Origin of the sequence: Streptomyces sp. NPDC127177 (assembly GCF_042672475.1) — a bacterium.
Classification (GTDB): Bacteria; Actinomycetota; Actinomycetes; order Streptomycetales; family Streptomycetaceae; genus Streptomyces.
In genome coordinates this window covers 21,046-44,906 of sequence record NZ_JBHXUW010000029.1, presented here as the reverse complement: position 1 = coordinate 44,906, position 23,861 = coordinate 21,046, and the positions used below count along the sequence as shown (strand labels likewise).

Annotated in this window: 22 protein-coding genes; 14 read left to right on the top strand and 8 right to left on the bottom strand. The window is 70.2% G+C overall.

Features of this window, described 5'->3' with window-relative positions:
- Positions 1-155 precede the first annotated feature (155 nt).
- Both ACFVJX_RS19325 and ACFVJX_RS19320 read right to left on the bottom strand, forming a co-directional pair.
- Entirely contained in the window at positions 156-1,049 is an 894-nt protein-coding gene (locus ACFVJX_RS19325) for a phosphatidylinositol-specific phospholipase C (protein WP_384133626.1), read from the bottom strand.
- A gap of 160 nt (positions 1,050-1,209) precedes the next feature.
- A complete protein-coding gene (locus ACFVJX_RS19320) occupies positions 1,210-3,087 on the bottom strand; it encodes a bifunctional metallophosphatase/5'-nucleotidase (RefSeq protein WP_384133623.1) in 1,878 nt (625 codons plus the stop codon).
- Positions 3,088-3,664: 577 nt separating this feature from the next.
- Between ACFVJX_RS19320 and mshD the strand changes: the two genes are divergently transcribed.
- From mshD to pstB, 11 genes are all read left to right on the top strand, one after another.
- A complete protein-coding gene (gene mshD, locus ACFVJX_RS19315; RefSeq protein WP_384133620.1) occupies positions 3,665-4,609 on the top strand; it encodes a mycothiol synthase in 945 nt (314 codons plus the stop codon).
- A 90-nt stretch (positions 4,610-4,699) separates the two neighbouring features.
- A complete protein-coding gene (locus ACFVJX_RS19310) occupies positions 4,700-5,107 on the top strand; it encodes a GntR family transcriptional regulator (protein WP_384133617.1) in 408 nt (135 codons plus the stop codon).
- Positions 5,107-6,009: an ABC transporter ATP-binding protein gene (locus ACFVJX_RS19305; protein WP_384133614.1), complete on the top strand. Its 903-nt coding sequence runs from the start codon at positions 5,107-5,109 to the stop codon at positions 6,007-6,009. The genes ACFVJX_RS19310 and ACFVJX_RS19305 overlap by 1 nt, the downstream gene beginning before the upstream one ends.
- Complete coding sequence (locus tag ACFVJX_RS19300) at positions 6,006-7,022, top strand: hypothetical protein (protein WP_384133611.1); 1,017 nt, start codon at positions 6,006-6,008, stop codon at positions 7,020-7,022. Before ACFVJX_RS19305 ends, ACFVJX_RS19300 begins: the two co-directional genes overlap by 4 nt.
- Before the next feature lie 241 nt (positions 7,023-7,263).
- The gene (locus ACFVJX_RS19295; protein WP_384133608.1) at positions 7,264-9,519 is read left to right on the top strand and encodes an RNA degradosome polyphosphate kinase; all 2,256 of its coding nucleotides are present in this window, start codon (positions 7,264-7,266) and stop codon (positions 9,517-9,519) included.
- Positions 9,506-10,507 carry a CHAD domain-containing protein gene (locus ACFVJX_RS19290; RefSeq protein WP_384133605.1) on the top strand — a complete coding sequence of 334 codons (1,002 nt, stop codon included), beginning with the start codon at positions 9,506-9,508 and terminating at the stop codon, positions 10,505-10,507. The genes ACFVJX_RS19295 and ACFVJX_RS19290 overlap by 14 nt, the downstream gene beginning before the upstream one ends.
- On the top strand, positions 10,504-10,935 hold the full coding sequence (locus ACFVJX_RS19285; RefSeq protein ID WP_384133603.1) for an NUDIX hydrolase: 432 nt from the start codon (positions 10,504-10,506) through the stop codon (positions 10,933-10,935). Before ACFVJX_RS19290 ends, ACFVJX_RS19285 begins: the two co-directional genes overlap by 4 nt.
- Before the next feature lie 369 nt (positions 10,936-11,304).
- Positions 11,305-12,441 (top strand): phosphate ABC transporter substrate-binding protein PstS, encoded by a 1,137-nt coding sequence (pstS, locus tag ACFVJX_RS19280; protein WP_384133600.1) that lies wholly within the window; start codon positions 11,305-11,307, stop codon positions 12,439-12,441.
- A gap of 135 nt (positions 12,442-12,576) precedes the next feature.
- The gene (gene pstC / locus ACFVJX_RS19275) at positions 12,577-13,569 is read left to right on the top strand and encodes a phosphate ABC transporter permease subunit PstC (RefSeq protein WP_384133597.1); all 993 of its coding nucleotides are present in this window, start codon (positions 12,577-12,579) and stop codon (positions 13,567-13,569) included.
- On the top strand, positions 13,566-14,648 hold the full coding sequence (gene pstA / locus ACFVJX_RS19270; protein WP_384133594.1) for a phosphate ABC transporter permease PstA: 1,083 nt from the start codon (positions 13,566-13,568) through the stop codon (positions 14,646-14,648). The genes pstC and pstA overlap by 4 nt, the downstream gene beginning before the upstream one ends.
- Before the next feature lie 27 nt (positions 14,649-14,675).
- Positions 14,676-15,452 carry a phosphate ABC transporter ATP-binding protein PstB gene (pstB, locus tag ACFVJX_RS19265; RefSeq protein ID WP_384133591.1) on the top strand — a complete coding sequence of 259 codons (777 nt, stop codon included), beginning with the start codon at positions 14,676-14,678 and terminating at the stop codon, positions 15,450-15,452.
- 384 nt (positions 15,453-15,836) lie between these two features.
- Here pstB and ACFVJX_RS19260 read toward each other — a convergent pair whose 3' ends face one another.
- Positions 15,837-16,835, bottom strand: a complete 999-nt coding sequence (locus ACFVJX_RS19260; RefSeq protein WP_384133589.1) for an anion permease — start codon at positions 16,833-16,835, stop codon at positions 15,837-15,839.
- 5 nt (positions 16,836-16,840) lie between these two features.
- The gene (locus tag ACFVJX_RS19255; protein ID WP_384133587.1) at positions 16,841-17,461 is read right to left on the bottom strand and encodes a DUF47 domain-containing protein; all 621 of its coding nucleotides are present in this window, start codon (positions 17,459-17,461) and stop codon (positions 16,841-16,843) included.
- A gap of 200 nt (positions 17,462-17,661) precedes the next feature.
- Between ACFVJX_RS19255 and ACFVJX_RS19250 the strand changes: the two genes are divergently transcribed.
- Positions 17,662-18,057 (top strand): metal-sensitive transcriptional regulator, encoded by a 396-nt coding sequence (locus ACFVJX_RS19250; RefSeq protein WP_384133584.1) that lies wholly within the window; start codon positions 17,662-17,664, stop codon positions 18,055-18,057.
- A gap of 190 nt (positions 18,058-18,247) precedes the next feature.
- Here ACFVJX_RS19250 and ACFVJX_RS19245 read toward each other — a convergent pair whose 3' ends face one another.
- Entirely contained in the window at positions 18,248-18,532 is a 285-nt protein-coding gene (locus tag ACFVJX_RS19245; protein ID WP_384133581.1) for a hypothetical protein, read from the bottom strand.
- Between the two features lie 141 nt (positions 18,533-18,673).
- Positions 18,674-19,579, bottom strand: a complete 906-nt coding sequence (locus ACFVJX_RS19240; RefSeq protein ID WP_384133578.1) for a hypothetical protein — start codon at positions 19,577-19,579, stop codon at positions 18,674-18,676.
- A 134-nt stretch (positions 19,580-19,713) separates the two neighbouring features.
- On the opposite strand from ACFVJX_RS19240, the gene ACFVJX_RS19235 reads away from it, so the two are divergent.
- Both ACFVJX_RS19235 and ACFVJX_RS19230 read left to right on the top strand, forming a co-directional pair.
- Positions 19,714-19,899 carry a hypothetical protein gene (locus ACFVJX_RS19235; RefSeq protein WP_384133575.1) on the top strand — a complete coding sequence of 62 codons (186 nt, stop codon included), beginning with the start codon at positions 19,714-19,716 and terminating at the stop codon, positions 19,897-19,899.
- Positions 19,900-20,004: 105 nt separating this feature from the next.
- Positions 20,005-21,597, top strand: a complete 1,593-nt coding sequence (locus ACFVJX_RS19230) for an FAD-binding oxidoreductase (RefSeq protein WP_384133572.1) — start codon at positions 20,005-20,007, stop codon at positions 21,595-21,597.
- Between the two features lie 222 nt (positions 21,598-21,819).
- On the opposite strand, the gene ACFVJX_RS19225 is transcribed toward ACFVJX_RS19230, so the two are convergent.
- Complete coding sequence (locus ACFVJX_RS19225; protein WP_384133569.1) at positions 21,820-22,551, bottom strand: phosphatase PAP2 family protein; 732 nt, start codon at positions 22,549-22,551, stop codon at positions 21,820-21,822.
- Positions 22,552-22,819: 268 nt separating this feature from the next.
- The gene (locus ACFVJX_RS19220; RefSeq protein WP_384133566.1) at positions 22,820-23,812 is read right to left on the bottom strand and encodes an NlpC/P60 family protein; all 993 of its coding nucleotides are present in this window, start codon (positions 23,810-23,812) and stop codon (positions 22,820-22,822) included.
- Positions 23,813-23,861: the final 49 nt, after the last annotated feature.

The window sequence follows — 23,861 nt, the reverse complement described above, 5'->3', positions numbered from 1 at the left end:
ACCCGCGGGCGGGGGGCGCCGCCCCCGCCCCCGCCCCGGCCGCGGGGGGGGGGGGGGGGGGGGGGGGGGGGGGCCGGCCCGCCCCCCCCACCCCTCCCCTCGCGAATCCCCCGTGAACTCCCGTGAAGTCCCGTGGACGCTCGTGAACCCGCCGCTCAGGAAGCCGGGTTGTGCCGGATCAGCGACTCCACCAGGCCCGCCCGCGTCGCGGGGAAGTCCAGGGGGACGATGCCGAGCCCGGTCCAGCCGGATGCCTCGGAACCGTCGAGGAACGACTGGACCTGCGGGTTCAGCCGGTCCGCGTTCGAGCGGGGCGGCAGCAGGGCCGCGGTGCTCACGTAGTTCATGAAGAGCTTTCCGGGCTGAGCGGCGGCCTTGCGGAACTGGTCCTCGATCTTCGGGTACTTGGCGAACGGCTCGGCCATGTAGTCGTCCTGGATGTCGAAGAGCGCCGGGTCGGCGTAACGCACCCCGGGCAGACCCCCGTTGTCGGCGAGCAGCACCACCTTGCCGCGGGCCTCACCCAGTGAGGGCAGCGCGGGATCGATGTGGAACAGCGTCCGCCAGCCCCGGCCGTCGAGGTAGTCGTCGAAGACGGTCCGGAACGCCGCGTCGCTCTCCTCCGAGTACTCCTGCTTGACCCGCATCAGCACCGTCTCGCTCGGGTGGGCCGCCAGGAAGTCCCAGCAGGCGACGAGCACATCGCCGAACATCAGGTTCTGGTACGAGGCCCCGTGATGGATCGCGAAGGAGCCGTCGGTGATCCGGCACCGCACGTCGAGGAAGCGCAGCCCGCTGTTCAGCTGCTCGGCGATCGTCGTGTTCTGGCACTCGGTCCAGGGCCCGCCGTAACGGGCGCCGGAGTCGTGCGAGCCGGGGATCGTGAGGCGTTGCAGCGCGGTCGTGTCCGCGATGCCGCTCATCCAGTCCTGCGTGGTCAGGGCCTGGCGGGCCGAGGCGTGGGCGGGCGCCCCGCCCAGGATGGCGGTGGCCGAGACGGCCAGTGCGCCGGCCAGGAAACTCCGGCGGTTGGCTGTGTACGGGCTCATGCGGGGACGCCTCCGGATGCCGTGTGGGGGTCAGCCCCCGGATTATGACCGGTGCACGTCATGCAGGGAACAGGGCCTGTGAGGTGGCGTGAAACGGAGGATGCGCGGGCCGGGGCGTTTCCGCCCGGCCCGCGCATCCTCCGTGCGCTACGTCCTGTTGTTACTGGACGACCGTGATCCGGTCCGTCGCCGGCGGTGCCAGCGGCTCGGCGGCCGTGGAGTGCGCGGCCAGGTAGTCGTTGAACAGGTCCAGGTCGGAGGCGCCGACCAGCTTGTTGGTGCCCTCGCCGAGCGCCGCGAAGCCGTCACCGCCGCCCGCCAGGAACTCGTTCATCGCGACGCGGTACGTCTTGGCGGGGTCGATCGCCTCGCCGTTCAGCAGAACCGTGTCGGTGACCACCCGGTCGGCACCCGACTTCGTCATGTCCAGCGTGTACGTGAGGCCCTCGGACACCTGAAGGATCTTCGGGCTGGCCTCGTTCGCTCCGCTGACCTGCTGCTGGAGCGCGGTGACGAGCTGCTCACCGGTCAGGTCGACGACGTTCATCATGTTGGTGAAGGGCTGCACGGTGAACGCCTCCCCGTACGTGACCACCCCGTCGCCCTCGCTGCCCGACGCCTTGTACACCAGGTCGGCACGGATACCGCCCGGGTTCATGAAGGCGACGACCGCTCCGCCCTTGTCCGCCGGGGCCAGACCCTCCAGCTGCGCGTCCGCGATCAGGTTCCCGAGCGGCTTCTCCGGGTCCGTGGAGCCACGCCCGTTGATATCGGCCGTGATGTAGCCCTGCGGCCGGTTGGCGATCGGCGCCGCGAGGGTGTTCCAGCGCGCGATGAGGGCCGTCATGTCCGTGGCCGGAGCCTGGTCCCTGGTCACGATGTGATTGGCCGAGACCGGGTTGGCGGGCGCGGGGTGCTTGGAGTGCTTGGCGCCCTTCGAGCCCTTCGGCAGCTTCACCGCGGTGCGCACGATGTCGTTGGTGCGACGGTCGTAGGTGAGCGTCGTGTCCGTGTACAGCTTGCCGAACGAGGCGGCCGATGTGACCAGGCGCGGGTTGCCCGCCGGGTCCGGGATGGTGCACACGTACGCCTGGTGGGTGTGGCCCGTCACCAGCGCGTCGACCTTCGGGGAGATGCCCTTGGCGATGTCGGTGATCGGCCCGGAGATGCCGTCACCCGCGCCCGGACTGTCGCAGTCGTAGTTGTACGACTGCGAGGCGGGCTCGCCGCCCTCGTGGATCAGGGCGACGATGGACTTCACGCCCTGCCGGTCCAGCTCCTTGGCGTACTTGTTGACCGTCTCGATCTCGTCGTGGAACTTCAGGCCCTTGACGCCGTTGGCCGTGACGATGTTCGGCGTGCCCTCCAGGGTCACCCCGATGAAGCCGATCTTGACGCCGTTCTTCTTCCACACCGTGTACGGCTTGAGGATCGGCTTGTCGGTCTTCTCGTCCGTCACGTTGGCGGCCAGGTACGGGAAGTCGGCGCCCTTGAACTTCTTGCCCTGCTCGTAGCACCCCTCGACCGGGTGGCAGCCGCCGTTCTGGAGGCGGGCCAGCTCGGTTGCGCCCTCGTCGAACTCGTGGTTGCCCACGCTCGTCACATCGAGGTCGATCTTGTTGAGCGCCTCGATGGTCGGCTCGTCGTGGAAGAGCCCCGACAGCAGCGGACTCGCACCCACCATGTCGCCACCGGCCGCGGTGATCGAGTACGGGTGGCCCTTGCGCGCGGTGCGCAGCGAGGAGGCGAGGTACTCGACGCCCCCCGCCGGAACGGCCTTCGTCGTGCCGTCGGCCTGCGTCTCGTTGACCGTACCGGCCGAGCCGGCCGGCGGCTCCAGGTTGCCGTGCAGGTCGTTGAAGGACAGCAGTTGCACATCGACGGTCCGGGCCGGCGCGTGATGGCCGTGGTCCTTGCCGTGCCCGCGCTCATGCGCGCCGGCCGGCATGGCCGCGACGAGTGCTCCGACGGTGGCAAGACCGGCCGCGGCGGCGAGCACCCGCCGGGACGCACGGTTCTTCTGCGGTGTCGCTGACATCGGTCCCCTTGTGAGTTCAGCGGGAGTTGTGGGAGTGGTGACGAGTCTGGAGGCTGCGTGCCGCAGCCTAGGGTCAACGCGCGTAGCGCGACAGATGTCTGGGGTTACGAACTGGTTGCCGCCCGATCGGAAAGGGGCCATTCACCCATACGGGTGCGGGGTTCCGGGGTGCCGGCCTTTTGTCCTCAAGCGCCGGACGGGCTTGATTGGGTTCCCCGCGGGGGTGCGCCCTTGCGCGGTGGGTGGGGGGCGGTGCCCCTCCGGGGCGTCTCCTCAAAAATGGGGTGTTCACCCGGGTCCGAGAGGGGGGCCGGGTCGTACGCCATTTCCTGCGGGGACTCCCCTGCAGGACGACGAACAGATACCCGGGTTTCATCACGTACCCGCAGAACGTTCGTCGTTTGAGGAGACGCCCCGGAGGGACCCCGGACCCCCACCCACGCACGTTGCGCACCCCACGGGCAACCCGCACAACCAAGCCCGTCCGGCGATTGAGGACGGAACCCCGCACCACGGACAAGGGCAAGGTCAAGGAACCCCGCCGCCGCCCGCACCAGGGCCACGTACGCTCGTAAGCATGACGACTGACGTACCCCTCCCCGCCCCCGGACGCGAGATCCAGACGCTCAACGCCCTCTCCCCGGACCAGGCGGAAGCCGTCTCCGAGCTCCTCGCCGAGGCCGCCGGATCCGACGGCAGGCAGGCCGTGTCCGAACAGGGGCGGTTGCAGTTGCGGGGCGGGCACCGGGAAGGCGTGCGGCATTTCCTGCTGACCGCGGGGGGCTCGCTGGTCGGGTACGCGCAGCTGGAGGACACCGACCCCGTGGAGGCGCCGGCCGCCGAGCTGGTCGTGCACCCCTCGCACCGCGGGCACGGGCACGGACGGGCACTCGGGGCGGCACTGCTGGCCGCCACCGGCAAGAGGCTGCGGGTGTGGGCGCACGGCGGCCGGTCCGCGGCGCGGCATCTCGCACAGGTCCTCGGCCTCTCGCTCTTCCGCGAACTGCGCCAGCTGCGCCGCCCGCTGAGCCCGCTGAACATCGCGGAACCGGTGCTGCCGCCGGGCGTCACCGTGCGTACGTTCGTCCCCGGCCAGGACGATGCCGCCTGGCTGGCCGTGAACCGCGCCGCCTTCGCCCACCACCCCGAGCAGGGCTCGCTGACCCAGCGCGACCTCGACGACCGCAAGGCCGAGCCCTGGTTCGACCCGAAGGGCTTCTTCCTGGCCGAGCGCGCCGCCGCCGACGACAGCGGCGACACCGAGCTCATCGGCTTCCACTGGACGAAGGTGCACGCCGAGGAGCAGCTCGGCGAGGTGTACGTCGTCGGCATCCGGCCCGACGCGCAGGGCGGCGGCCTGGGCAAGGCGCTCACCGCGACGGGGCTGCGCCACCTCGCCGCCGAGGGGCTGCCCACCGCGATGCTCTACGTCGACGCGGACAACACCGCGGCCGTGGCGGTCTACGAGCGGATGGGGTTCACCACCCACGAGGTGGACCTGATGTACCGCACGGAGTCCTGAGCAGCCACAACACCCTCCGGGGCGGCGTCATTTGACGCCGCCCCGTTTTTGCGCCACCCTTTCACTACTCAATTAGTGAAAGGGGTGAACATGGCAGAATCCGCAGCAGTCGAGTTCCGCATCGACCGGCGCAGCGGCGTCGCCACGTACCTCCAGATCGTCCAGCAGACCAAACAGGCCCTGCGCCTGAACCTGCTGGAGCCCGGCGACCGGCTGCCCACCGCACGCGAGGTCGTCGAGGCCACCGCCATCAACCCGAACACCGTGCTCAAGGCGTATCGGGAACTGGAGCGCGAGGGCCTCGTCGAGGCCCGGCGCGGACTCGGCACCTTCGTCACGCGGACGCTCGGCAGCGCGGCAGCCGCCGACGACGCCCCGCTGCGCGCCGAACTCACCGACTGGGCCCGCCGCGCCCGCACGGCCGGACTCGACAAAGACGACGTGAGCGCGCTCTTCACCGCCGTACTGGACAGCACATTCGAGGGGAACCAGGACTGATGACAGGTGCAGCGATCGAGGTCGACGGCCTCGGGATGAAATACCGTGGCCGGGGCGGTGGCTGGGCACTGCGCGACTGCTCCTTCCGGCTGCCGGCCGGACGCGTCTGCGCGCTCGTCGGCCCCAACGGGGCCGGGAAGTCCACCCTGCTGGGCCTCGCCGCCGGATTCCTGCGACCGGCCGAGGGGACCCTGCGCGTGCTGGGATCCCCGGCCGCCGAAGCCCGCCACCGGATCGCCTTCGTGGCCCAGGACAAGCCGCTGTACCCGCAGTTGACGGTCGCCGAGACCCTCTGGGCGGGCGCCGAACTCAACCCGCACACCTGGGACCGGGAAGCCGCCGAGCGCATCGCCGAGCCGCTCCCCACCGACGCGAAGGTACGGACCCTGTCCGGCGGCCAGCGCACCCGGCTCGCACTGGCTCTCGCCCTCGGCAAGCGACCCGAACTGCTGCTGCTGGACGAGCCGATGGCCGACCTCGACCCGCTCGCCCGGCACCAGCTGATGGGCGCCCTCATGGTGGAGGCGGCCGAGCACTCCACCACCATCGTGATGTCCTCCCACATCCTCACCGAGCTGGAGGGCGCCTGCGACTACCTCCTGCTCGTGGACGGCGGCCGGATCCGCCTCGGCGGCGAGACGGACGACCTGCTCGCCGCACACGCCCTGCTCACCGGCCCGGCGGGGGACCTGGCCCCGCACACCGTCGTCGAGTCCCGCACCACGGGACGACAGCTGACCGCACTCGTCCGGAAGGAGGGCCCGGTGGACAACTCGGCCTGGGAGACATCCGAACCGTCCCTGGAACAGCTGCTGCTGGCCCATCTGCGGTCCCCCGACGCACCCGCACTGCTCACACCGAGCGCGGACGCCCGGACCCGCGAGGCGGTGAACGCGGCATGAGCACGAAGACCGCACCCGCACCGTCCCTCCCCGCCAGGCCCGGCCCCACTCTGCTCGCCAGTACCCGCGTCGTTCTGCGGCAGCACCGGCGGGCCCTGTGGGCCGCGGGCGTCCTCGCTCTTGGCGGGATCGCCGTTCTGGTCGGCTGCACGCTGTGGGCCGTCCACGTCACCGACTCGTTCGAGGCCGACCCCTGTTCAGCGACGGCGTCCGGTCTCGGCGGCGCCCGCTGCGACGACCGGATCCAGGAATTCGGCAACTCCATGTCCGCGTTCAGCACGGTGCTCTCGTACGCGGGACTCGCCCTGCTGGTCCTGCCCGTGCTCGTCGGCGCGTTCGTCGCGGGACCGATGATCGCCAGGGAGTTCGAGAACGGTTCGTACAAGGTCTCCTGGACACAGTCGGTGTCCCCGACCCGCTGGCTGCTGGCCAAACTCGCCGTGCCGGCCGTACTGCTGGTCGCCGCGGTGTCCGTCCTGTCCGCCACCTTCGCCTGGGCCCGGTCACACCAGGACTTCGACCACACGTCCAACTGGTGGTCGCCCGAGGTCTTCTCCGCCATGGGCACCGCACCCGTCGGCCGCGCCCTGCTCGGGCTCGCCGTAGGCGCGCTCGCCGGGGTCCTGATCCGCCGCACGGTGCCCGCGATGTCCGTCGCCGTACTGGCCTGCTCCGCGGCGATCGTGGTGCTGACCACCCAGTTGGTGGCGCTGTGGCCCCTGCGGACAGCGATCAGCACCAAGATGAACGGCCTCGAAGGAGACTACTGGCAGATCGACATCGGCCGGATCACCGCCGACGGCCACCGGCTGACGATGGAGACCTGCTGGCCGGACCTCAGCCCGGAGGAGGCCCGCTGCGTGGCGGATCACCACGCCACCGGGTTCTTCATCGACTACCACCCCGGCTCGCACTTCTGGCCGCTCCAGCTCGTCGAGACCGGCATCCTGCTCGTCGTGGCCGCGGCCTTGGCCGCCGTCACGTTCCGGGTGCTGCGCCACCGGCACGGCTGAGCGCATCCGGCACCGGTGTGGCCGTTTCCGGACCCCCGGACACGGCCACACCGCTTCCTGCATGTCATGTCGCCGTTACCGGGCATTCAGACGGCCTTGCGACCCTCTCAGGATGCAGCCAGCCGTGCCGACCCCCCGCAACGGGAGAAATCCCGGCGGAGAGCGCGCCGACCACGCAATCTCCGCGATCTCGTCCGCCTCCGACGCGCCTCCTGAGCACTCCGCGCGGAAGAATGGGCCCATGAGCCAGCAGCCCAGCTCCGAGGTCCCGGTCCAGCCCGCCGCTCAGCCGTCCGTCGGCTCCCTCGCCGCACACCGGCCGCATGCCGTCGCCACCCCCGCCTCGACCAACGCCGCCCTGTCCACCGCGGCCGATCTGGACCCCGACATCGACGCCGACGCAGACGCGTACGAGCCCGACGTCGACGGTGACGAGCTGCCCCAGGGAAGGTTCCTGGACCGGGAACGCAGCTGGCTCGCGTTCAACGAACGCGTTCTGGAACTGGCCGAGGACCCCTCGACCCCCCTCCTCGAACGGGCTAATTTCCTCGCCATCTTCGCCTCGAACCTGGACGAGTTCTTCATGGTCCGGGTCGCGGGCCTGAAACGCCGGATCGCGACAGGCGTCGCCACCCGTTCCGCGTCCGGGCTCCAGCCCCGGGAGGTCCTCGACCTGATCTGGACCCGCTCGCGCGAACTCATGGCCCGGCACGCCGCCTGCTACCAGCAGGACGTCGCCCCCGCCCTCTCCGACGAGGGCATCCAGCTGATCCGCTGGCCCGAGCTGACCGAGAAGGAGCAGGCCCGCCTGTTCACCTTCTTCCGCCAGCGGGTCTTCCCCGTGCTGACCCCCCTCGCCGTCGACCCGGCGCACCCCTTCCCGTACATCTCCGGCCTCTCGCTCAACCTCGCCGTCGTCGTACGCAACCCGGTCAGCGGCCACCGCCACTTCGCCCGGGTCAAGGTGCCGCCCCTGCTGACCCGCTTCCTGGAGGCCTCCCCCCAGCGCTACGTCCCCATCGAGGACGTCATCGCCGCCCACCTGGAGGAGCTCTTCCCCGGCATGGAGGTGCTCGCGCACCACATGTTCCGGGTCACCAGGAACGAGGACCTGGAGGTCGAGGAGGACGACGCCGAGAACCTCCTCCAGGCCCTGGAGAAGGAGCTCATGCGGCGCCGCTTCGGCCCGCCGGTCCGCCTGGAGGTCGAGGAGTCCATCGACCCGTACGTGCTGGACCTGCTGGTCCGCGAGCTGAAGGTGTCCGACGCGGAGGTCTACCCGCTGCCGGGACCGCTCGACCTCACCGGACTGTTCGGCATAGCTTCACTGGACCGGCCCGAGCTGAAGTTCCCCAAGTTCATCGCCGGCACCCACCGCGATCTCGCCGAGGTGGAGTCCGCCTCCGCGCCCGACATCTTCGCCGCCCTGCGCGAACGCGACGTACTGCTGCACCACCCGTACGACTCCTTCTCCACCTCCGTCCAGGCCTTCCTGGAACAGGCGGCGGGCGACCCGGACGTCCTCGCCATCAAGCAGACCCTGTACCGGACCTCGGGCGACTCCCCGATAGTGGACGCACTCATCGACGCCGCCGAGTCCGGCAAGCAGGTCCTCGTACTCGTCGAGATCAAGGCCCGCTTCGACGAACAGGCCAACATCAAGTGGGCGCGCAAGCTGGAGGAGGCGGGCTGCCACGTCGTCTACGGGCTCGTCGGCCTGAAGACGCACTGCAAGCTCTCGCTCGTCGTCCGCCAGGAGAGCGACACACTGCGCCGCTACTCGCACGTCGGCACGGGCAACTACCACCCCAAGACCGCCCGGCTGTACGAGGACCTCGGACTGCTCACCGCCGACCCGCAGGTCGGCGCGGACCTCTCCGACCTCTTCAACCGGCTCTCCGGCTACTCACGCCGCGAGACCTACCGCCGCCTGCTGGTCGCACCGAAGTCACTGCGCGACGGGCTCATCGCCCGGATCAACAAGGAGATCGTGCACCAGCGGGCCGGCCGCCCCGCCTACGTACGCATCAAGGTCAACTCGATGGTCGACGAAGCGATCATCGACGCCTGCTACCGGGCCGCGCAGGCGGGCGTCCCGGTCGACATCTGGGTCCGCGGCATCTGCGCGATACGCCCAGGCGTCACCGGCCTCTCCGAGAACGTCCGGGTCCGCTCGATACTGGGCCGCTTCCTGGAACACTCCCGGGTGTTCTCGTTCGGCAACGGCGGCGAACCCGAGGTCTGGTTCGGCAGCGCCGACATGATGCACCGCAACCTCGACCGCCGCATCGAGGCCCTGGTCCGGGTCACCGACCCCGCCCACCGGGCCGCCCTCAGCCGGCTCCTGGAGACCGGCATGTCCGACACCACCGCCTCCTGGCACCTGGGCCCCGACGGGAACTGGACCCGGCAGGCCACGGACGCGGAGGGCCGGCCACTGAGGCACGTACAGGAAATGCTCATTGACGCCCGGAGGCGCAGGCGTGCGACGCCCTGACCACCAGACCAAGACGGACGTGACCGCGGGGGCGGTGCTCGCACCGTATCTCCGGACGCAGGCAGCGGACTTCCTGCGGAGTCTGCGCCTGCACCGCGAGAACAGTGCCCCCACCGACGCCGGACCGCAGGCCGCCGAACAGGCCGCCATCGCGCTCCGCCGCTCCTCCCGCCGGATCAGCGGCACCCTGCACACCTTCCGGACCGCTCTCGACCCGCTCTGGGCCGAGCAGCTGCGCACCGAACTGGCCTGGCTGTCCGGCACGCTCGCCCGCGAGCACGCGTACGCGGACCGGCTGAACCGGCTCCTCGACGCGCTGCACGGACTGTCCGGGACGCCCCTGCCGGCTGCCCGCACCGGCACCGCCCCCGCCGCCGCGGGCAGCACCGCGAAGGAACGCGCCGGCCTGGGCGTCGGCGCGGCACGCGCCGGTGCCCTGCTCGAACGTCAGCTGACGCTGGCCCGGACCCGCGCCCACTCCGCCGCGCTCCAGGCACTCGGCTCCTCCCGCTTCCACGCGGTGGCCGACGCGGTCGCGCTGCTCGCATCCGAGGTCCCGCTGACCGCCGGAGCCGCCGCCGCACCCGCCGCCGAACTGCTGACCGAGCCCGCGGACCGGGCGGAGCAGCGGCTGCTCGGCGCGGTGGCGGCCCTCTCTTCGGACGAGACGGCCGAGCCGTACAACGAGGCGCAGGACGCACCCTGGCACCGGACCCGGCTGCTGCTGCGGCTGCACCGGTACGCCCACGAAGTGGTACGCGGCGCCCCCGATCCGGTCCTGGCCGGCCCCGGGCACGCCCTGGACCTGCACCGGGACGCGTCGGAGGCGGCATCGGCCGCGGCATCGGCCGCGCGCACCCCGCGGATCGCACCGGCCACCGCGTACGCCCTGGGGGTGCTCCACGCCGACCAGCGCCACGAGGTGGGTGCGGCGCGCGCCGTGTTCCTGGAGACCTGGCCGTACGCGGCGGCCGTGACCGCGCGATGAACGGCACGGTGGTTCGGGCGGCGGGGTGCGTGCTCTGGCGTCGGCCGCCGCACTGTCCGGGCGGGGGCGGCGGTGTCGAACTCTGCCTCGTGCACCGGCCGCGTTACGACGACTGGTCGTTTCCCAAGGGCAAGCTGAAACGCGGCGAGTCCCCGCGGGACGCGGCTCTGCGCGAGGTCCTGGAGGAGACGGGCCACCACTGCGTGCCGGGCGCCGCGCTGCCCACGGTCCGGTACCTGGCGAACGGGCGCCCGAAGGAGGTCACGTACTGGTCCGCCGAGGCCACCGCGGGCACCTTCGTCCCGAACCGGGAGGTGGACAAGGTGCTGTGGCTGCCCCCGGAGGCGGCCCGCACCCGCCTGACTCACCCCCGGGACCGCGCCCTGCTGGACAGGGCCCAGTCCCTCCAAACCCTGCCGAACGCGTAACCGGGCCCGCACCCCACACCGTTGCGGACTGCGAACCGGCCACCGCTGCGGACTGCGGCCCGGCCGATCCATGGGCTGCGCCGGCCTGCCGCTCCGGCCCGTCCGGGGGCGGAGCCCCCCGCTGCCCCGGGCCCTCCCCGGCCCCCGCGCCCCGGAACCAGGCCGTCCCGCACGGTTCACCCTCCGTTCACCCACCCCCGCAAACCACGTCACCTGTTCTGCCTAATTTCGGCAGTACACGGTGCGCGGCGAACCACCGCATCACCCGGGAAGCCCCCGCACCGGCCAAGACTTCCGCACCACACATCACCTCGCACGCCGTCGTAGAACGAAAACAACCTCGGCGGCTCCTGGAAGGAACACCCGAAAGTGAAGCTTCAGCGCAAGAACCGGCTTCGTGCCACCGCGCTCGGTGCCCTCGCCGTCTCCGGCGCCCTGGTCCTCACGGCGTGCGGTTCGGACAACAACAGCGGCGGCGACACGGGCGGGAGCGGCACCAACACGAAGGCCGCCTCGAACGTCAAGTGCGACGGTGCCAAGGGCCAGCTGCGCGCCTCCGGCTCCAGCGCCCAGAAGAACGCCATGGACCTGTGGGTCAAGGACTACATGGCCGCCTGCTCCGGCGTGGAGATCAACTACAACTCCTCCTCGTCCGGCGAGGGCATCGTCGCCTTCAACCAGGGCACCGTCGGCTTCGCCGGCTCCGACTCGGCGCTGAAGCCCGAGGAGGTCGCCGACTCGAAGAAGATCTGCAAGACCGGCCAGGGCATCAACCTCCCGATGGTCGGCGGCCCGATCGCGGTCGGCTTCCACCTCGACGGTGTCGACAGCCTGACGCTGGACGCCCCCACCCTCGCCAAGATCTTCGACACGAAGATCAAGAAGTGGAACGACGAGGCGATCGCCAAGCTCAACCCCGACGCCAAGCTGCCGGACAAGGCGATCCAGCCCTTCCACCGCTCCGAGGACTCCGGCACCACCCAGAACCTCGGCAAGTACCTGGGCGCCACCGCCCCGAGCGACTGGAAGTACGAGGCCGAGAAGAAGTGGCCGGCCCCCGGTGGCCAGGCCGCGTCCGGCTCCTCCGGTGTCGCCACCCAGGTGAAGGCCGTCGACGGCTCGATCGGTTACTTCGAGCTCTCCTACGCCGCCTCGCAGAAGATCACCACGGTCGACATCAACACCGGCGGCGCCGCCCCGGTCAAGGCCTCCTCGGAGAACGCCTCCAAGGCCATCGCCGCCGCCAAGGTCAAGGGCACCGGCAAGGACCTGGCGCTCGACCTCGACTACACCACCAAGGCCGAGGGCGCCTACCCGCTGGTCCTGGTGACGTACGAGGTCGTCTGCGACACCGGCAACAAGGCCGACACCCTCGGCACCGTCAAGTCCTTCCTGACCTACACCTCGTCCGCGGAGGGCCAGGCGCTCCTCACCGAGGCCGGTTACGCCCCGATCCCCGAGGCGATCAACACCAAGGTCCGCGAGACGGTCGCCTCCCTCTCGTAACCCGAACCCCGCACGACGCACACGCAACAGGCGGTCGGTCCGGTGCACCCCTCCGGACCGGCCGGCCCCCACCACCCCCATCCGGTGCACCGCCGCCAGGGGAGCCCCGGCTCCCCCACACAGACCGGAAAGACCATGGCTTCCACGACACAGACAGAGACACCACCGGTCCGGCCGGGCAGGCGCGCCCGCACCGGATCGACCGGTCGCCTCGGCGACAAGATATTCCTGGGCCTGTCACAGGGCTCGGGCATCCTGCTGCTCGTGATCATGGCGTCGATCGCCGTGTTCCTCAGCTACCGCGCCGCCATCGCCATCTCGAAGGACGACGGCAACTTCTTCACCACCTTCGACTGGAACCCGGCCGGCAGCCCGCCGGTCTTCGGCATCGCGGTCCTGCTCTTCGGGACCGTCGTCAGCTCGATCATCGCGATGGTCATCGCGGTCCCGGTCGCTGTCGGCATCGCCCTCTTCATCTCGCACTACGCACCGCGCAGACTCGCGGCTCCGATCGCGTACGTCGTCGATCTGCTCGCCGCGGTGCCCAGCATCGTCTACGGCATCTGGGGCGCTCTCGTCCTCGTGCCGTACCTCGAAGGCCTGAACCTCTGGCTCGACCAGTTCTTCGGCTGGACCTACATCTTCGAGAAGACCGAGGTCGGCGTCGCCCGCTCGCTCTTCACCGTGGGCATCCTCCTCGCGATCATGATCCTGCCGATCGTGACCAGCGTCAGCCGCGAGGTCTTCCTCCAGGTCCCGAAGATGAACGAGGAGGCCGCGCTCGCGCTCGGCGCCACCCGCTGGGAGGTCATCCGCCTCTCGGTGCTGCCCTTCGGCCGCTCCGGCGTCATCTCCGCCTCGATGCTGGGCCTGGGCCGCGCGCTCGGCGAGACGATGGCCGTCGCCACGGTCCTGTCGCCGAACTTCCTCATCTCGCTGCACGTGCTCAACCCGGGCGGCGGGACGTTCGCCCAGAACATCGCCGCGAAGTTCGGCGAGGCCGACGCGTTCGGGCGGGACGCCCTGATCGCCTCCGGCCTGGTCCTCTTCGTCCTCACCCTGCTGGTCAACGGCGCCGCGCGGCTCATCATCGCCCGCCGCAAGGAGTACTCGGGGGCCAACGCATGAGCCACGCATCCACCAGCGTCCAGGACCGCCCGACGCCCGTACCGCCCGCACCGGGCAACAGCCTCAGCAGCCGGACGCTCCCGCGCCTGGCCCCCCTCGGCTTCGCAGCCGTGTCGATCGCCCTCGGCGTCGGCATCGGCGCGGCCGCCGGCTGGCACAGCCGGGTCCAGTGGGGCCTGATCTCCGCACTGCTCTTCCTGGTGATCTCGTACGTCGCGACCAGCGTCGTGGAGAACCGGCGGCAGGCCAAGGACCGCCTCGCCACCAGCCTCGTGTGGGTCTGCTTCCTGATCGCCGTCGTCCCGCTGGCCTCGCTGCTCTGGACGACCGTCAGCCGCGGCTCCGGACGGCTGGACATCTACTTCCTGACCCACTCGATGGCCGGGGTCCTCGGCTCCGAGGACAGCGGCGGTGTCTACCACGCCCTGATCGGCACGCTGGAGCAGGTCGGCATCGCCACGGTGATCTCCGCCCCGCTCGGACTGCTCACCGCGGTCTACCTGGTGGAGTACGGCAAGGGCTCGCTCGCCAGGGCCGTCACCTTCTTCGTCGACGTGATGACGGGCATCCCGTCCATCGTGGCCGGCCTGTTCATCCTCTCGATCATGCTGATCGCGGGGCTCGAACCCTCCGGCCTGATGGGCGCCCTGGCCCTGACGATCCTGATGATCCCGGTCGTGGTCCGCTCCACCGAGGAGATGCTGAAGCTCGTACCGAACGAGCTCCGCGAGGCCTCCCTCGCCCTCGGCATCCCGAAGTGGCGCACCATCCTGAAGGTGGTCCTGCCGACCGCGATCGGCGGCATCGCCACCGGCGTCATGCTCGCCATCGCCCGTATCGCCGGAGAGACCGCACCGATCATCCTGCTGGTCTTCGGCAGTCAGCTGATCAACCCGAACCCCTTCGAAGGCGCCCAGTCCTCACTGCCGTTCTACATCTACGAGCAGTACAAGATCGGCGAGACCGCGTCGTACGACCGCGCCTGGGCCGCCGCCCTGGTCCTGATCGCCTTCGTCATGATCCTCAATCTGGTGGCCCGCGGCATCGCCCGCTGGAAGGCCCCGAAGACCGGCCGCTAGGTCCGGCGGAAAGCAGCAGTGATTCAGATGGCCAAGCGCATAGACATCAGCGGACTGTCGGCCTACTACGGCAGCCACAAGGCGATCGACGACATCTCGATGACCGTGGAACCCCGCTCCGTGACCGCCTTCATCGGCCCGTCAGGCTGCGGCAAGTCCACCTTCCTGCGCACCCTGAACCGGATGCACGAGGTCACCCCCGGCGGCCGCGTCGAGGGCAAGGTGCTGCTGGACGACGAGAACCTGTACGGCTCCGGCGTCGACCCGGTCACCGTGCGGCGCACGGTCGGCATGGTCTTCCAGCGCCCGAACCCGTTCCCGACCATGTCGATCCTCGACAACGTCGCGGCGGGCCTGCGGCTGAACGGCAAGTACCGCAAGAGCGCGCTCAACGACATCGTGGAGAAGTCGCTGCGCGGCGCGAACCTCTGGAACGAGGTCAAGGACCGGCTGAACAAGCCCGGCTCCGGTCTCTCCGGCGGTCAGCAGCAGCGTCTGTGCATCGCCCGCGCGATCGCGGTCGAGCCGGACGTCCTGCTGATGGACGAGCCGTGCTCCGCCCTCGACCCGATCTCGACCCTCGCCATCGAGGACCTGATCGGCGAGCTGAAGGAGCGCTTCACGATCGTCATCGTGACGCACAACATGCAGCAGGCGGCCCGGGTCTCGGACCGCACGGCGTTCTTCAACCTCGCGGCGGTCGGGATGCCCGGCAAGCTCGTGGAGATAGACGAGACGGAACGCATCTTCTCCAACCCGTCGGTCCAGGCCACGGAGGACTACATCTCCGGCCGCTTCGGCTGAGCCGGGAGCCCGGAGCCCGGAGCCCGGATCCGGCCACTTCGGCCGAGCCGGGAGCCGGACCGGTCCCACAGACGGCCTTGGGGTGCTGCATGGCGGTGCCACCACAAGGCGAAGGGTCCGCCCCGCTCTCCGAAAGAGAGTGGGGCGGACCCAACATCAGTCCCTGATACCGCCCGCGTCCTGAGTCCCTGATACCGCCCGAATCCAGCGCCAGGCCGTCCGCATCAAGCCCGGGGACCGACCGACCACACCGCGCACGAGCATCTCGTACGAGGCCGGACACATCCCGCACGGGGCGGCAAAATCAAGCCCGTCCGGCGATTGAGGACGAAGCACACACCCGGCGCACCCGGCACCCGCCCCGCACCCCCGCCGGCCCCACCGTCACCCGAACAGCAGGACGACGACCCCGTAGCTCCCCGCAGCAACCAACGCCGCGGCCGGCATGGTGATGAACCACCCCAGAATGATGTTCTTCGCGACGCCCCACCGCACCGCGTTCACCCGCTTCGTCGCCCCCACGCCCATGATCGCCGAGGTGATGACATGCGTCGTCGAGATCGGCGCGTGGAACAGGAACGCCGAGCCGAACATGATCGACGCCCCCGTCGTCTCCGCCGCGAACCCCTGCGGGGGATCCAGCTCGATGATCTTCCGCCCGAGCGTCCGCATGATGCGCCAGCCACCGGCGTACGTACCCAGCGACAGCATCAGCGCGCAGACGAGCTTCACCCAGACCGGGATCGGGTCGTTCGGGCTCTCCACATCGGCGATGACCAGGGCCATCACCACGATGCCCATCGTCTTCTGCGCGTCCTGCAGACCGTGCCCGAGCGCCATGCCGGCGGCCGAGACCGTCTGCGCTATCCGGAATCCGCGCTTGGCCTTGTGCGGGTTGGACTTCCGGAACATCCACATGATGGCGACCATCACCAGATAGCCGACCACCAGGCCGATCACCGGCGAGATGAACATCGGGATGACGACCTTGTCGAGCACCCCGTCCCAGTGGACGAGTGTTCCGCCCGCGAGCGCCGCGCCGACCATGCCGCCGAACAGAGCGTGGGAGGACGAGGACGGCAGCCCGAAGTACCAGGTGACGAGGTTCCAGATGATCGCGCCGACCAGCGCGGCGAAGAGGATTCCCATCCCCTTGTTGCCCTCGGGCGTCGCGATCAGACCCTCACTGACGGTCTTGGCGACCCCGCTGCCGAGGAACGCGCCCGCGAGGTTCATCACCGCCGCCATGGCGAGTGCCGCACGCGGGGTCAGCGCCCGGGTGGAGACCGAAGTGGCGATGGCGTTCGCCGAGTCGTGGAAGCCGTTCGTGTACGTGAAGCCGAGCGCGACGCCAATGGTCACGATCAGTACAAAGGTGTCCACGTGGTTCAGGACTCCTTGACCGCGATGGTCTCCACCGTGTTCGCGACGTGCTCGAACGCGTCGGCAGCCTCTTCCAGCACATCCACGATCTGCTTCAGCTTCAGCACCTCTATGGCGTCGTACTTGCCGTTGAAGAGCTGGGCGAGCAGCTTGCGGTGGATCTGGTCGGCCTGGTTCTCCAGGCGGTTGACCTCGATCCAGAACTCGGTGAGGTTGTCCATGCTCCGCAGGTTCGGCATGGCCGCGGCGGTCAGTTCGGCCGCCCGCGCCAGAACCTCGACCTGCTGCTCGACACCCTTGGGGAGCTCTTCGACCTGGTACAGCACGACCAGGTCGACGGCCTCCTCCATGAAGTCCATGATGTCGTCGAGCTGCGAGGCCAGATTGTAAATGTCCTCGCGGTCGAACGGCGTAATGAAGGAGGAGTTCAGCTGGTGGAAGATCGCGTGGGTGGCGTCATCCCCCGCGTGCTCCGCTGCCCGCATACGCTCCGCGATCTCGACTCGGGAGGCAGAATCCGCCCCGAGCAGTTCCATCAGGAGTTTCGAGCCCGTGACGATGTTGTCCGCAGACGCGGAGAACATGTCGTAGAAGCTCGTCTCCCTGGGGGTCAGACGAAAGCGCACGTGGGGTCCTCGGGATGCTTTGGATTCGGTCAGGCTGATGCTAGGCGCATCATCCGGCCACGGCTAACCGGCATTCTTCAGTGTCGCGCATCAGGCACAGTGATCAGCACGGGGCCCCGGTCACGTTTCAGCTGAATTCGTTAGGATATACCCACCAGGGGTATATAAACGGCAGGGTAAAGGGAAAACGGGAGGCAGCAATGACCACCACCGAGGCCACCGGGGCGGACCGGTCACCGGACATCGCGGACGTCGCGACCCCGGCGGAGGCCACGGCTCCCGCGGACGCGATCGTCACCGACCACGACCGGGGGATACACGGCTACCACCACCAGAAGGCGGAGCACCTCAAGCGCCTGCGGCGCATCGAGGGCCAGATCCGTGGCCTGCAACGCATGGTCGACGAGGACGTCTACTGCATCGACATACTCACCCAGGTGTCGGCTTCCACGAAGGCGCTCCAGTCGTTCGCACTCCAGCTGCTGGAGGAGCACCTGCGGCACTGCGTCGCCGACGCGGCGGTCAAGGGCGGCGAGGAGATCGACGCGAAGGTCGAGGAGGCCACGAAGGCCATCGCCCGCCTGCTGCGCACCTGATCAGCACCTGAATCCGCACCCGGTCGGCACTCCACCGGCGCCTGTTCGGCACCTGTTCGGCACCCAAGAACCCGACTCCGCTCCCGCCCCGGCACCAGCGCCGACACCGAAACCGTGGCGGATGTCTCACCGGCTGACGCGCCGTAAGGTGTCGCGGCCCCTGCCAGCCGGCCCCGTCACCCCACCCCCGTCACCCCCGGTAATCTCCCTGCCGGGGAACGGTGGCACGTTCGGTGACGTGCTCGGTGACGCGTTCTGTGACGCGCTCTGCGGCTGCGGCCCGGTCGGTGATCGGGGCCCGCTCGGCACCCGCGGCCCGCTCGCTGACCACCTTGACGTCGAGCACCTCGTCGATACGGTCCGGGCTGAGCCGTTCACCGATCGCCGCCGACGCCGCGATCATGAGCTCCCCGCACAGCTCGATCTCGGCGAGTGCCACATGGTCCGATACGGTCCGTGCGCTGAGCGTCACCACGTCACTCACCTCTCACTGCCGTCGCCGACTTCCTAGGGTAGGGAGCGCACCACACACCGCGCATGGCACGGACGGACCATTTCGCCGCAGCCAGATGCCTAGGAAGGCGCCCGGCCCGGCGCCCCGGACCGTCCACGGCGGTCACGTCCGCCGCCCCTGATCGATCTCACCGGTGTAGATATCGCGTTCGGCAGGCATCGGTACGGAGACCGGCACCCCGAACCCGTACAGCAGCGTCGTCGACACCACCTCGACCGGGGGCCCCTCGTTGGCGAAGCTGAACCGGTGCCGCACCTTGCGCAGCCGCCCGTCCGCGTCCAAGTACGCGTCGAACGGCACGGTGTTCGTGCGGAAGCCCTTCGCCGCCGCCGTCAGCGCCCCCCGCGAGTGGGCCGAGGCCTGGCGCGCGGCCCGTCCGATGTCGGTGGTGCCTCGGTAGTGGCGCACCGTCACCCCGGCGAGATCGGTCTCACCCACGTACGTCACCGCACGCGCGCCGCGCAGCAGCTCGGCCGCGGCCATCGGATCGGTCGCCCCGCCGGTCACCAGGTTGCCGTCCGCCAGTGCCGTCGTGTCGATCCTGACCCATTTGTCCTCGGGGACGCCGGCGCCCCGGTTCATCATGTAGAGCGCGCCGGGCGCCAGCAGCTCCGTGATGGGCAGGTGCTCCTCCTCGCCCGCCGCGTCCCGCGGCAGCACGACCCGGAGCCGGCCCGACTGGGCGCGGAAGTCGTACGTCCCCTTGCCCCTGATCGTCACCCGCGTACCGCCCGCGGCCGTCTCCATCGACGTACTCACCTCGGCGGTCCCGGCCACGGCGCCCTTCACTTCACCCGAGGGGGAAGCACCCGCGGGCCGCCCCGTCCCGGAGAGCACCGCCGCCGCCCCCCGCACCGCTTCGACGGCCCCCGCACCGGACCGGTCGTCGGCCGCGGCCCGGTCCCCACCACCACCCGAGCACCCGGCGGCAGCCGCCATCACGCCCATCGCGGCGAGGGCGCACACAGCGCGCGCCCCGCCTCCGGATCTGTGCTGCTGCACCACCATCGCCTGCCAACCCCCAACGCCGTACCGCTTTGCCCGAGCCCCCCACCCGTTCCGGATAACGACGGCCCCTGTCCCCCGTAACGCCGCTCACCCACCCCTCACCGCCGGACAGCCCCGCCCAGTACCGTGGACGCGTGTATGACCAACACACCGCCGAGGTTCCGCCGGCCGTCCCACCGGCCCGGTCCGCCCACGAACCCACCACCGTCGAGCGCGGCTCGTTCTGCACGGCCCGCTGCGCCTGCGGCTGGTCCGGTCCGGCCCGCAGATCCCGCGACCGGGCCCGCGCCGACGCCGAGGCCCACAGAGCAGCCCCCTGACGCACCGACCGCCACCACCCGCACCGCCCTCCCCCCACGCCCCTCCTCTCTCCCCCACCCCCCTTTTCCCCCCACACGCGGATCCGTCCCCACCCCGGAGGCCCGATGACCCTGCCGAACCGGCGCACCGTCCTGACCGCGGGCGCCGCAGCCGTACTCACCGGAGTCACCGCCACTGCCTGCGACGACACCGGAACCGGCGCGCCCACCGGCGGGTCCACCCCCGGCTCGGCCACGGCCTCCGGTACGTCGGCGGCCCCGTCGAGCACCGCCCCCTCCGGCCCGGCGGACTGGTCCGCACTGGCCAAGAGCCTCGACGGCTCCGTCGTACGCCCCGACGACGCGACGTACCCGACCGCCCGTCAGCTCTACAACACCCGTTACGACGGCCAGAAGCCGGCCGCGGTCGCCTACGTGAAGCACGAAGCGGACGTTCGCGAGTGCCTGGCCTACGCCCGGCGCAGCTCCACGCCCGTGGCGATCCGCAGCGGAGGCCACTCCTACGCCGGCTGGTCGAGCGGCGACGGCAGGCTCGTCATCGACGTCTCGTCACTCTCCCGCGTGGACAAGGACGGCACGATCGGCGCGGGGGCCCGGCTCCTGGACGTCTACCAGGGCCTCGCCGCCCACGGTCTGACGATCCCCGGCGGCTCCTGCCCCACGGTCGGCATCTCCGGGCTCACACTCGGCGGCGGCCACGGCGTCGCCTCGCGCGCTTACGGTCTGACCTGCGACAGCCTCACCTCCGCGAGGATCGTCACCGCCGACGGCAAGACCGTCACCGCGGACGCCACACATCACACCGACCTCTTCTGGGCGCTGCGCGGCGCGGGAAACGGCAACTTCGGTGTCGTCACCGAACTCCGCTTCCGTACCCGTCCCGCCCCGCAGACCGTCTCCGCGTACATGTCGTGGCCGTGGTCGCGAGCCCGGTCCGTCATCACGGCCTGGCAGGAGTGGGGCCCGGACCAGCCGGACGAGATCTGGTCCTCCGCGCACATCGCGGCGGGGCCGGGCGGCGGCAACCCGACCGTGTCCGTCTCGGCGTTCAGCCTCGGCACGTACGGCGATCTGCAGAACGCCGTCGACCGCCTCGCCGACAAGATCGGCGCCCCCGCCTCCTCGGTCTCGCTGCGCCGCCGCAGCTACCAGGAGGCGATGCTCGTGTACGCGGGCTGCTCGGGCATCACCGACGCCCAGTGCCATCTGCCCGGCACCACGCCCGGCCGCAGCTCGCAGGGGACGCTCCAGCGCGAGACGTACGCGGCCGCGTCCGACTTCTACGACCGCTCGCTGCCCCCGGCCGGCGTCCAGGCACTCCTCGACCGGACCCAGGCCTTCACCCGGCTCGACGCGGCAGGGGGCGGCGGCGGATCGATCGCGCTCACCGCCCTCGGCGGAGCCATCAACCGGGTCGACCCGCAGGCCACGGCGTTCGTCCACCGGCGCTCCAGGATGCTCGCCCAGTACATCGGCGCCTGGCGCCCCGGCACCTCGGGCAGCGCACAACAGAACTGGCTGAAAGACACCCATACCGCGCTACGCCGTTACGCATCCGGGGCCGCGTACCAGAACTACACGGACCCGAAGCTGACGGACTGGCGGAACGCCTACTACGGCACGGCGGCGGACCGCCTCGACGGCGTGAAGAAGCAGTACGACCCGGAGGGATTCTTCACGTTCCCGCAGGCGCTCTGAAAGCGATCGCGGGGGGCGGAGGGGCGGAGGGGGACCAAGGGGCCAAGATGCCGGGGGCCGGGCCCCCGGCCGAGTCGCTCTGGAAGGGGCCGGGGGCCGGGGAAGCTGGAAGAGCTGGGCCACGGGGGCGGGGGCCAGAGAAGCTGGAGGGGCGAGAAGCCGGAACGGCCAGGCCCCCGGGGGGGGCGGCGCCGAGGAGCCGTAGCCCCGGGCGCCGGGCCCCTACGCCGCGAGGCCCTTCTCGCCTTCCGAGCCGCCGCCCGAGCCGGGGCGCGGCTCGGGAATCCCGAGCGAGTCGCCCCGGTCCCCGGCTGCAGCCGACAGCGGTCGGCGCGACCGCACGAGCCGGCCCAGCCGGGGGGACCGTGAGACGGCACCCACCAGGGGTGTCAGCAGCATCATCGCGAGCGGCGCGAGAAGCAGCGCGGCGGCCGTACCGAGGGCGAAGCCGCCGATCACATCGGTCGGGTAGTGAACGCCCATGTAGATCCGGCAGAAACCCTCCAGCAACGCGAGCGCGATCGCCGCGATGCCGAACTTACGGTTCGCCACGAAGAGTCCGACGCCGAGGGCCATCGCCATCGTGGCGTGGTCGCTGACGAAGGAGAAGTCGTTCTTCCCGTCCACCAGGACTTCCAGCCCCTGGTGATCCTTGAACGGCCGTGGCCGTTCGACGAATCCGCGGATCGGGATGTTGATCAGCAGCGCGATGCCCGCGGCGAGCGGAGCCCAGACGAGCCCGGAGACACCCGCCACCGAATCCTCCGGCGTGCCGCGCCGGCGGACGCTCCACCAGCACCACAGGACCACCAGGACCATGCCGAGCATGATCCCGTACTCGCCGATGAACTCCATGACCCGGTCGAACCAGGTGGGAGCGGACTTGGCGAGCCCGTTGATGTCGTAGAGCAGGCTGACGTCGGGGTTCGACCCATCCAGTGCGAGTCCAGCCATCTGCCGCGGCCCCTTGCCTTGTCTGCTGTTGCTCCTGCGGTACACACCCATGTGCACCGCTTTGACGAACCCCCGTGGTCGGTTCGATCACTACGTGGGGCGACGCTCGGTCAGTGGCTGCGGCCCCGGTCCCACCAGAGAACGACGCGTTCCGTGCGTACGTTCCACTCTCCACCGAATGATCACCATGACGTTATCGAAGAGTGACTCATCGTCGCAGCTCAGGGCCCAGGCTTCACGGAGAGTTCCGGCCACCGCCGTCCCCCGGTCAGACCGCCGGCTGCGCGGTCGGAAGGGCCGCGGCACCGTCCTTCGTGACCCGCGTGGCGCCGAAGTAGTCGGGCGTGTCGATCTTGTCGAACCTGATGACGGCACCGGTGTACGGGGCGTTGATCATGTACCCGCCGCCGACGTACAGGCCGACGTGGTGAATGGCCCGCGAGTTGTTCAGGTCGTCGGAGAAGAACACCAGGTCACCGGGGAGAAGCTCCTCACGCGAGGGATGCGGACCGGCGTTGTACTGGTCGTTCGCCACCCGCGGCAACTCGATGCCCACCGTCCGGTACGCGGCCTGCGTCAGCCCCGAACAGTCGAACCGCCCGCCCTGGGCGGCTGTGCCGTTACCGCCCCACAGGTACTTGGTGCCGAGCTTCTTCTGCGCGAAGTAGATCGCCCCCGCCGCTTGCTGCGAGGGCTGCACCCTCCCGACGGGCTGGGCGAAACTCTTCTCGAGAGTGCGGATGATCTTGACGTAGTTCTGCGTCTCGGCGATGCGCGGGACCCCGCCCGACTTGATCACCCGGTACGCACCGGCGTTGTAGGCAGCGAGCATGTTGTCCGCCTGATCCCCCGGCACCTTCTTCACGTACCCGGCGAGTTCACAGTCGTACGACGCGGCGGACGGAATCGCGTCGGCCGGGTCCCAGACGTCCCGCTTGCCGTCGTTGTTCCCGTCGATGCCGTGCCCGGCCCAGGTCCCGGGGATGAACTGCGCAATACCCTGCGCGGCGGCCGGACTCTGGGCCCTCGGGTTCCACCCGCTCTCCTGGTAGAGCTGAGCGGCCAGGAGCGCGGGGTTGATGGCCTCACAGAGGTTGCCCCACTTCTGCACCAACGGCTGGTACTTGGCCGGCACGGCCCCCTTGGCCAGCCCAACGGCCCCGCCCCCGCCACCCCCGAGGCCGGCAGCGGCGGAGTACGTACCGACGACCAGCAGCGCCACGAAGCACATGGCGGCCCCGACACCGATCCCACCTGCCATCCAGAATTTCCGCACCCTTCAACCATCCCCCATCGGGGACGGGTTCATG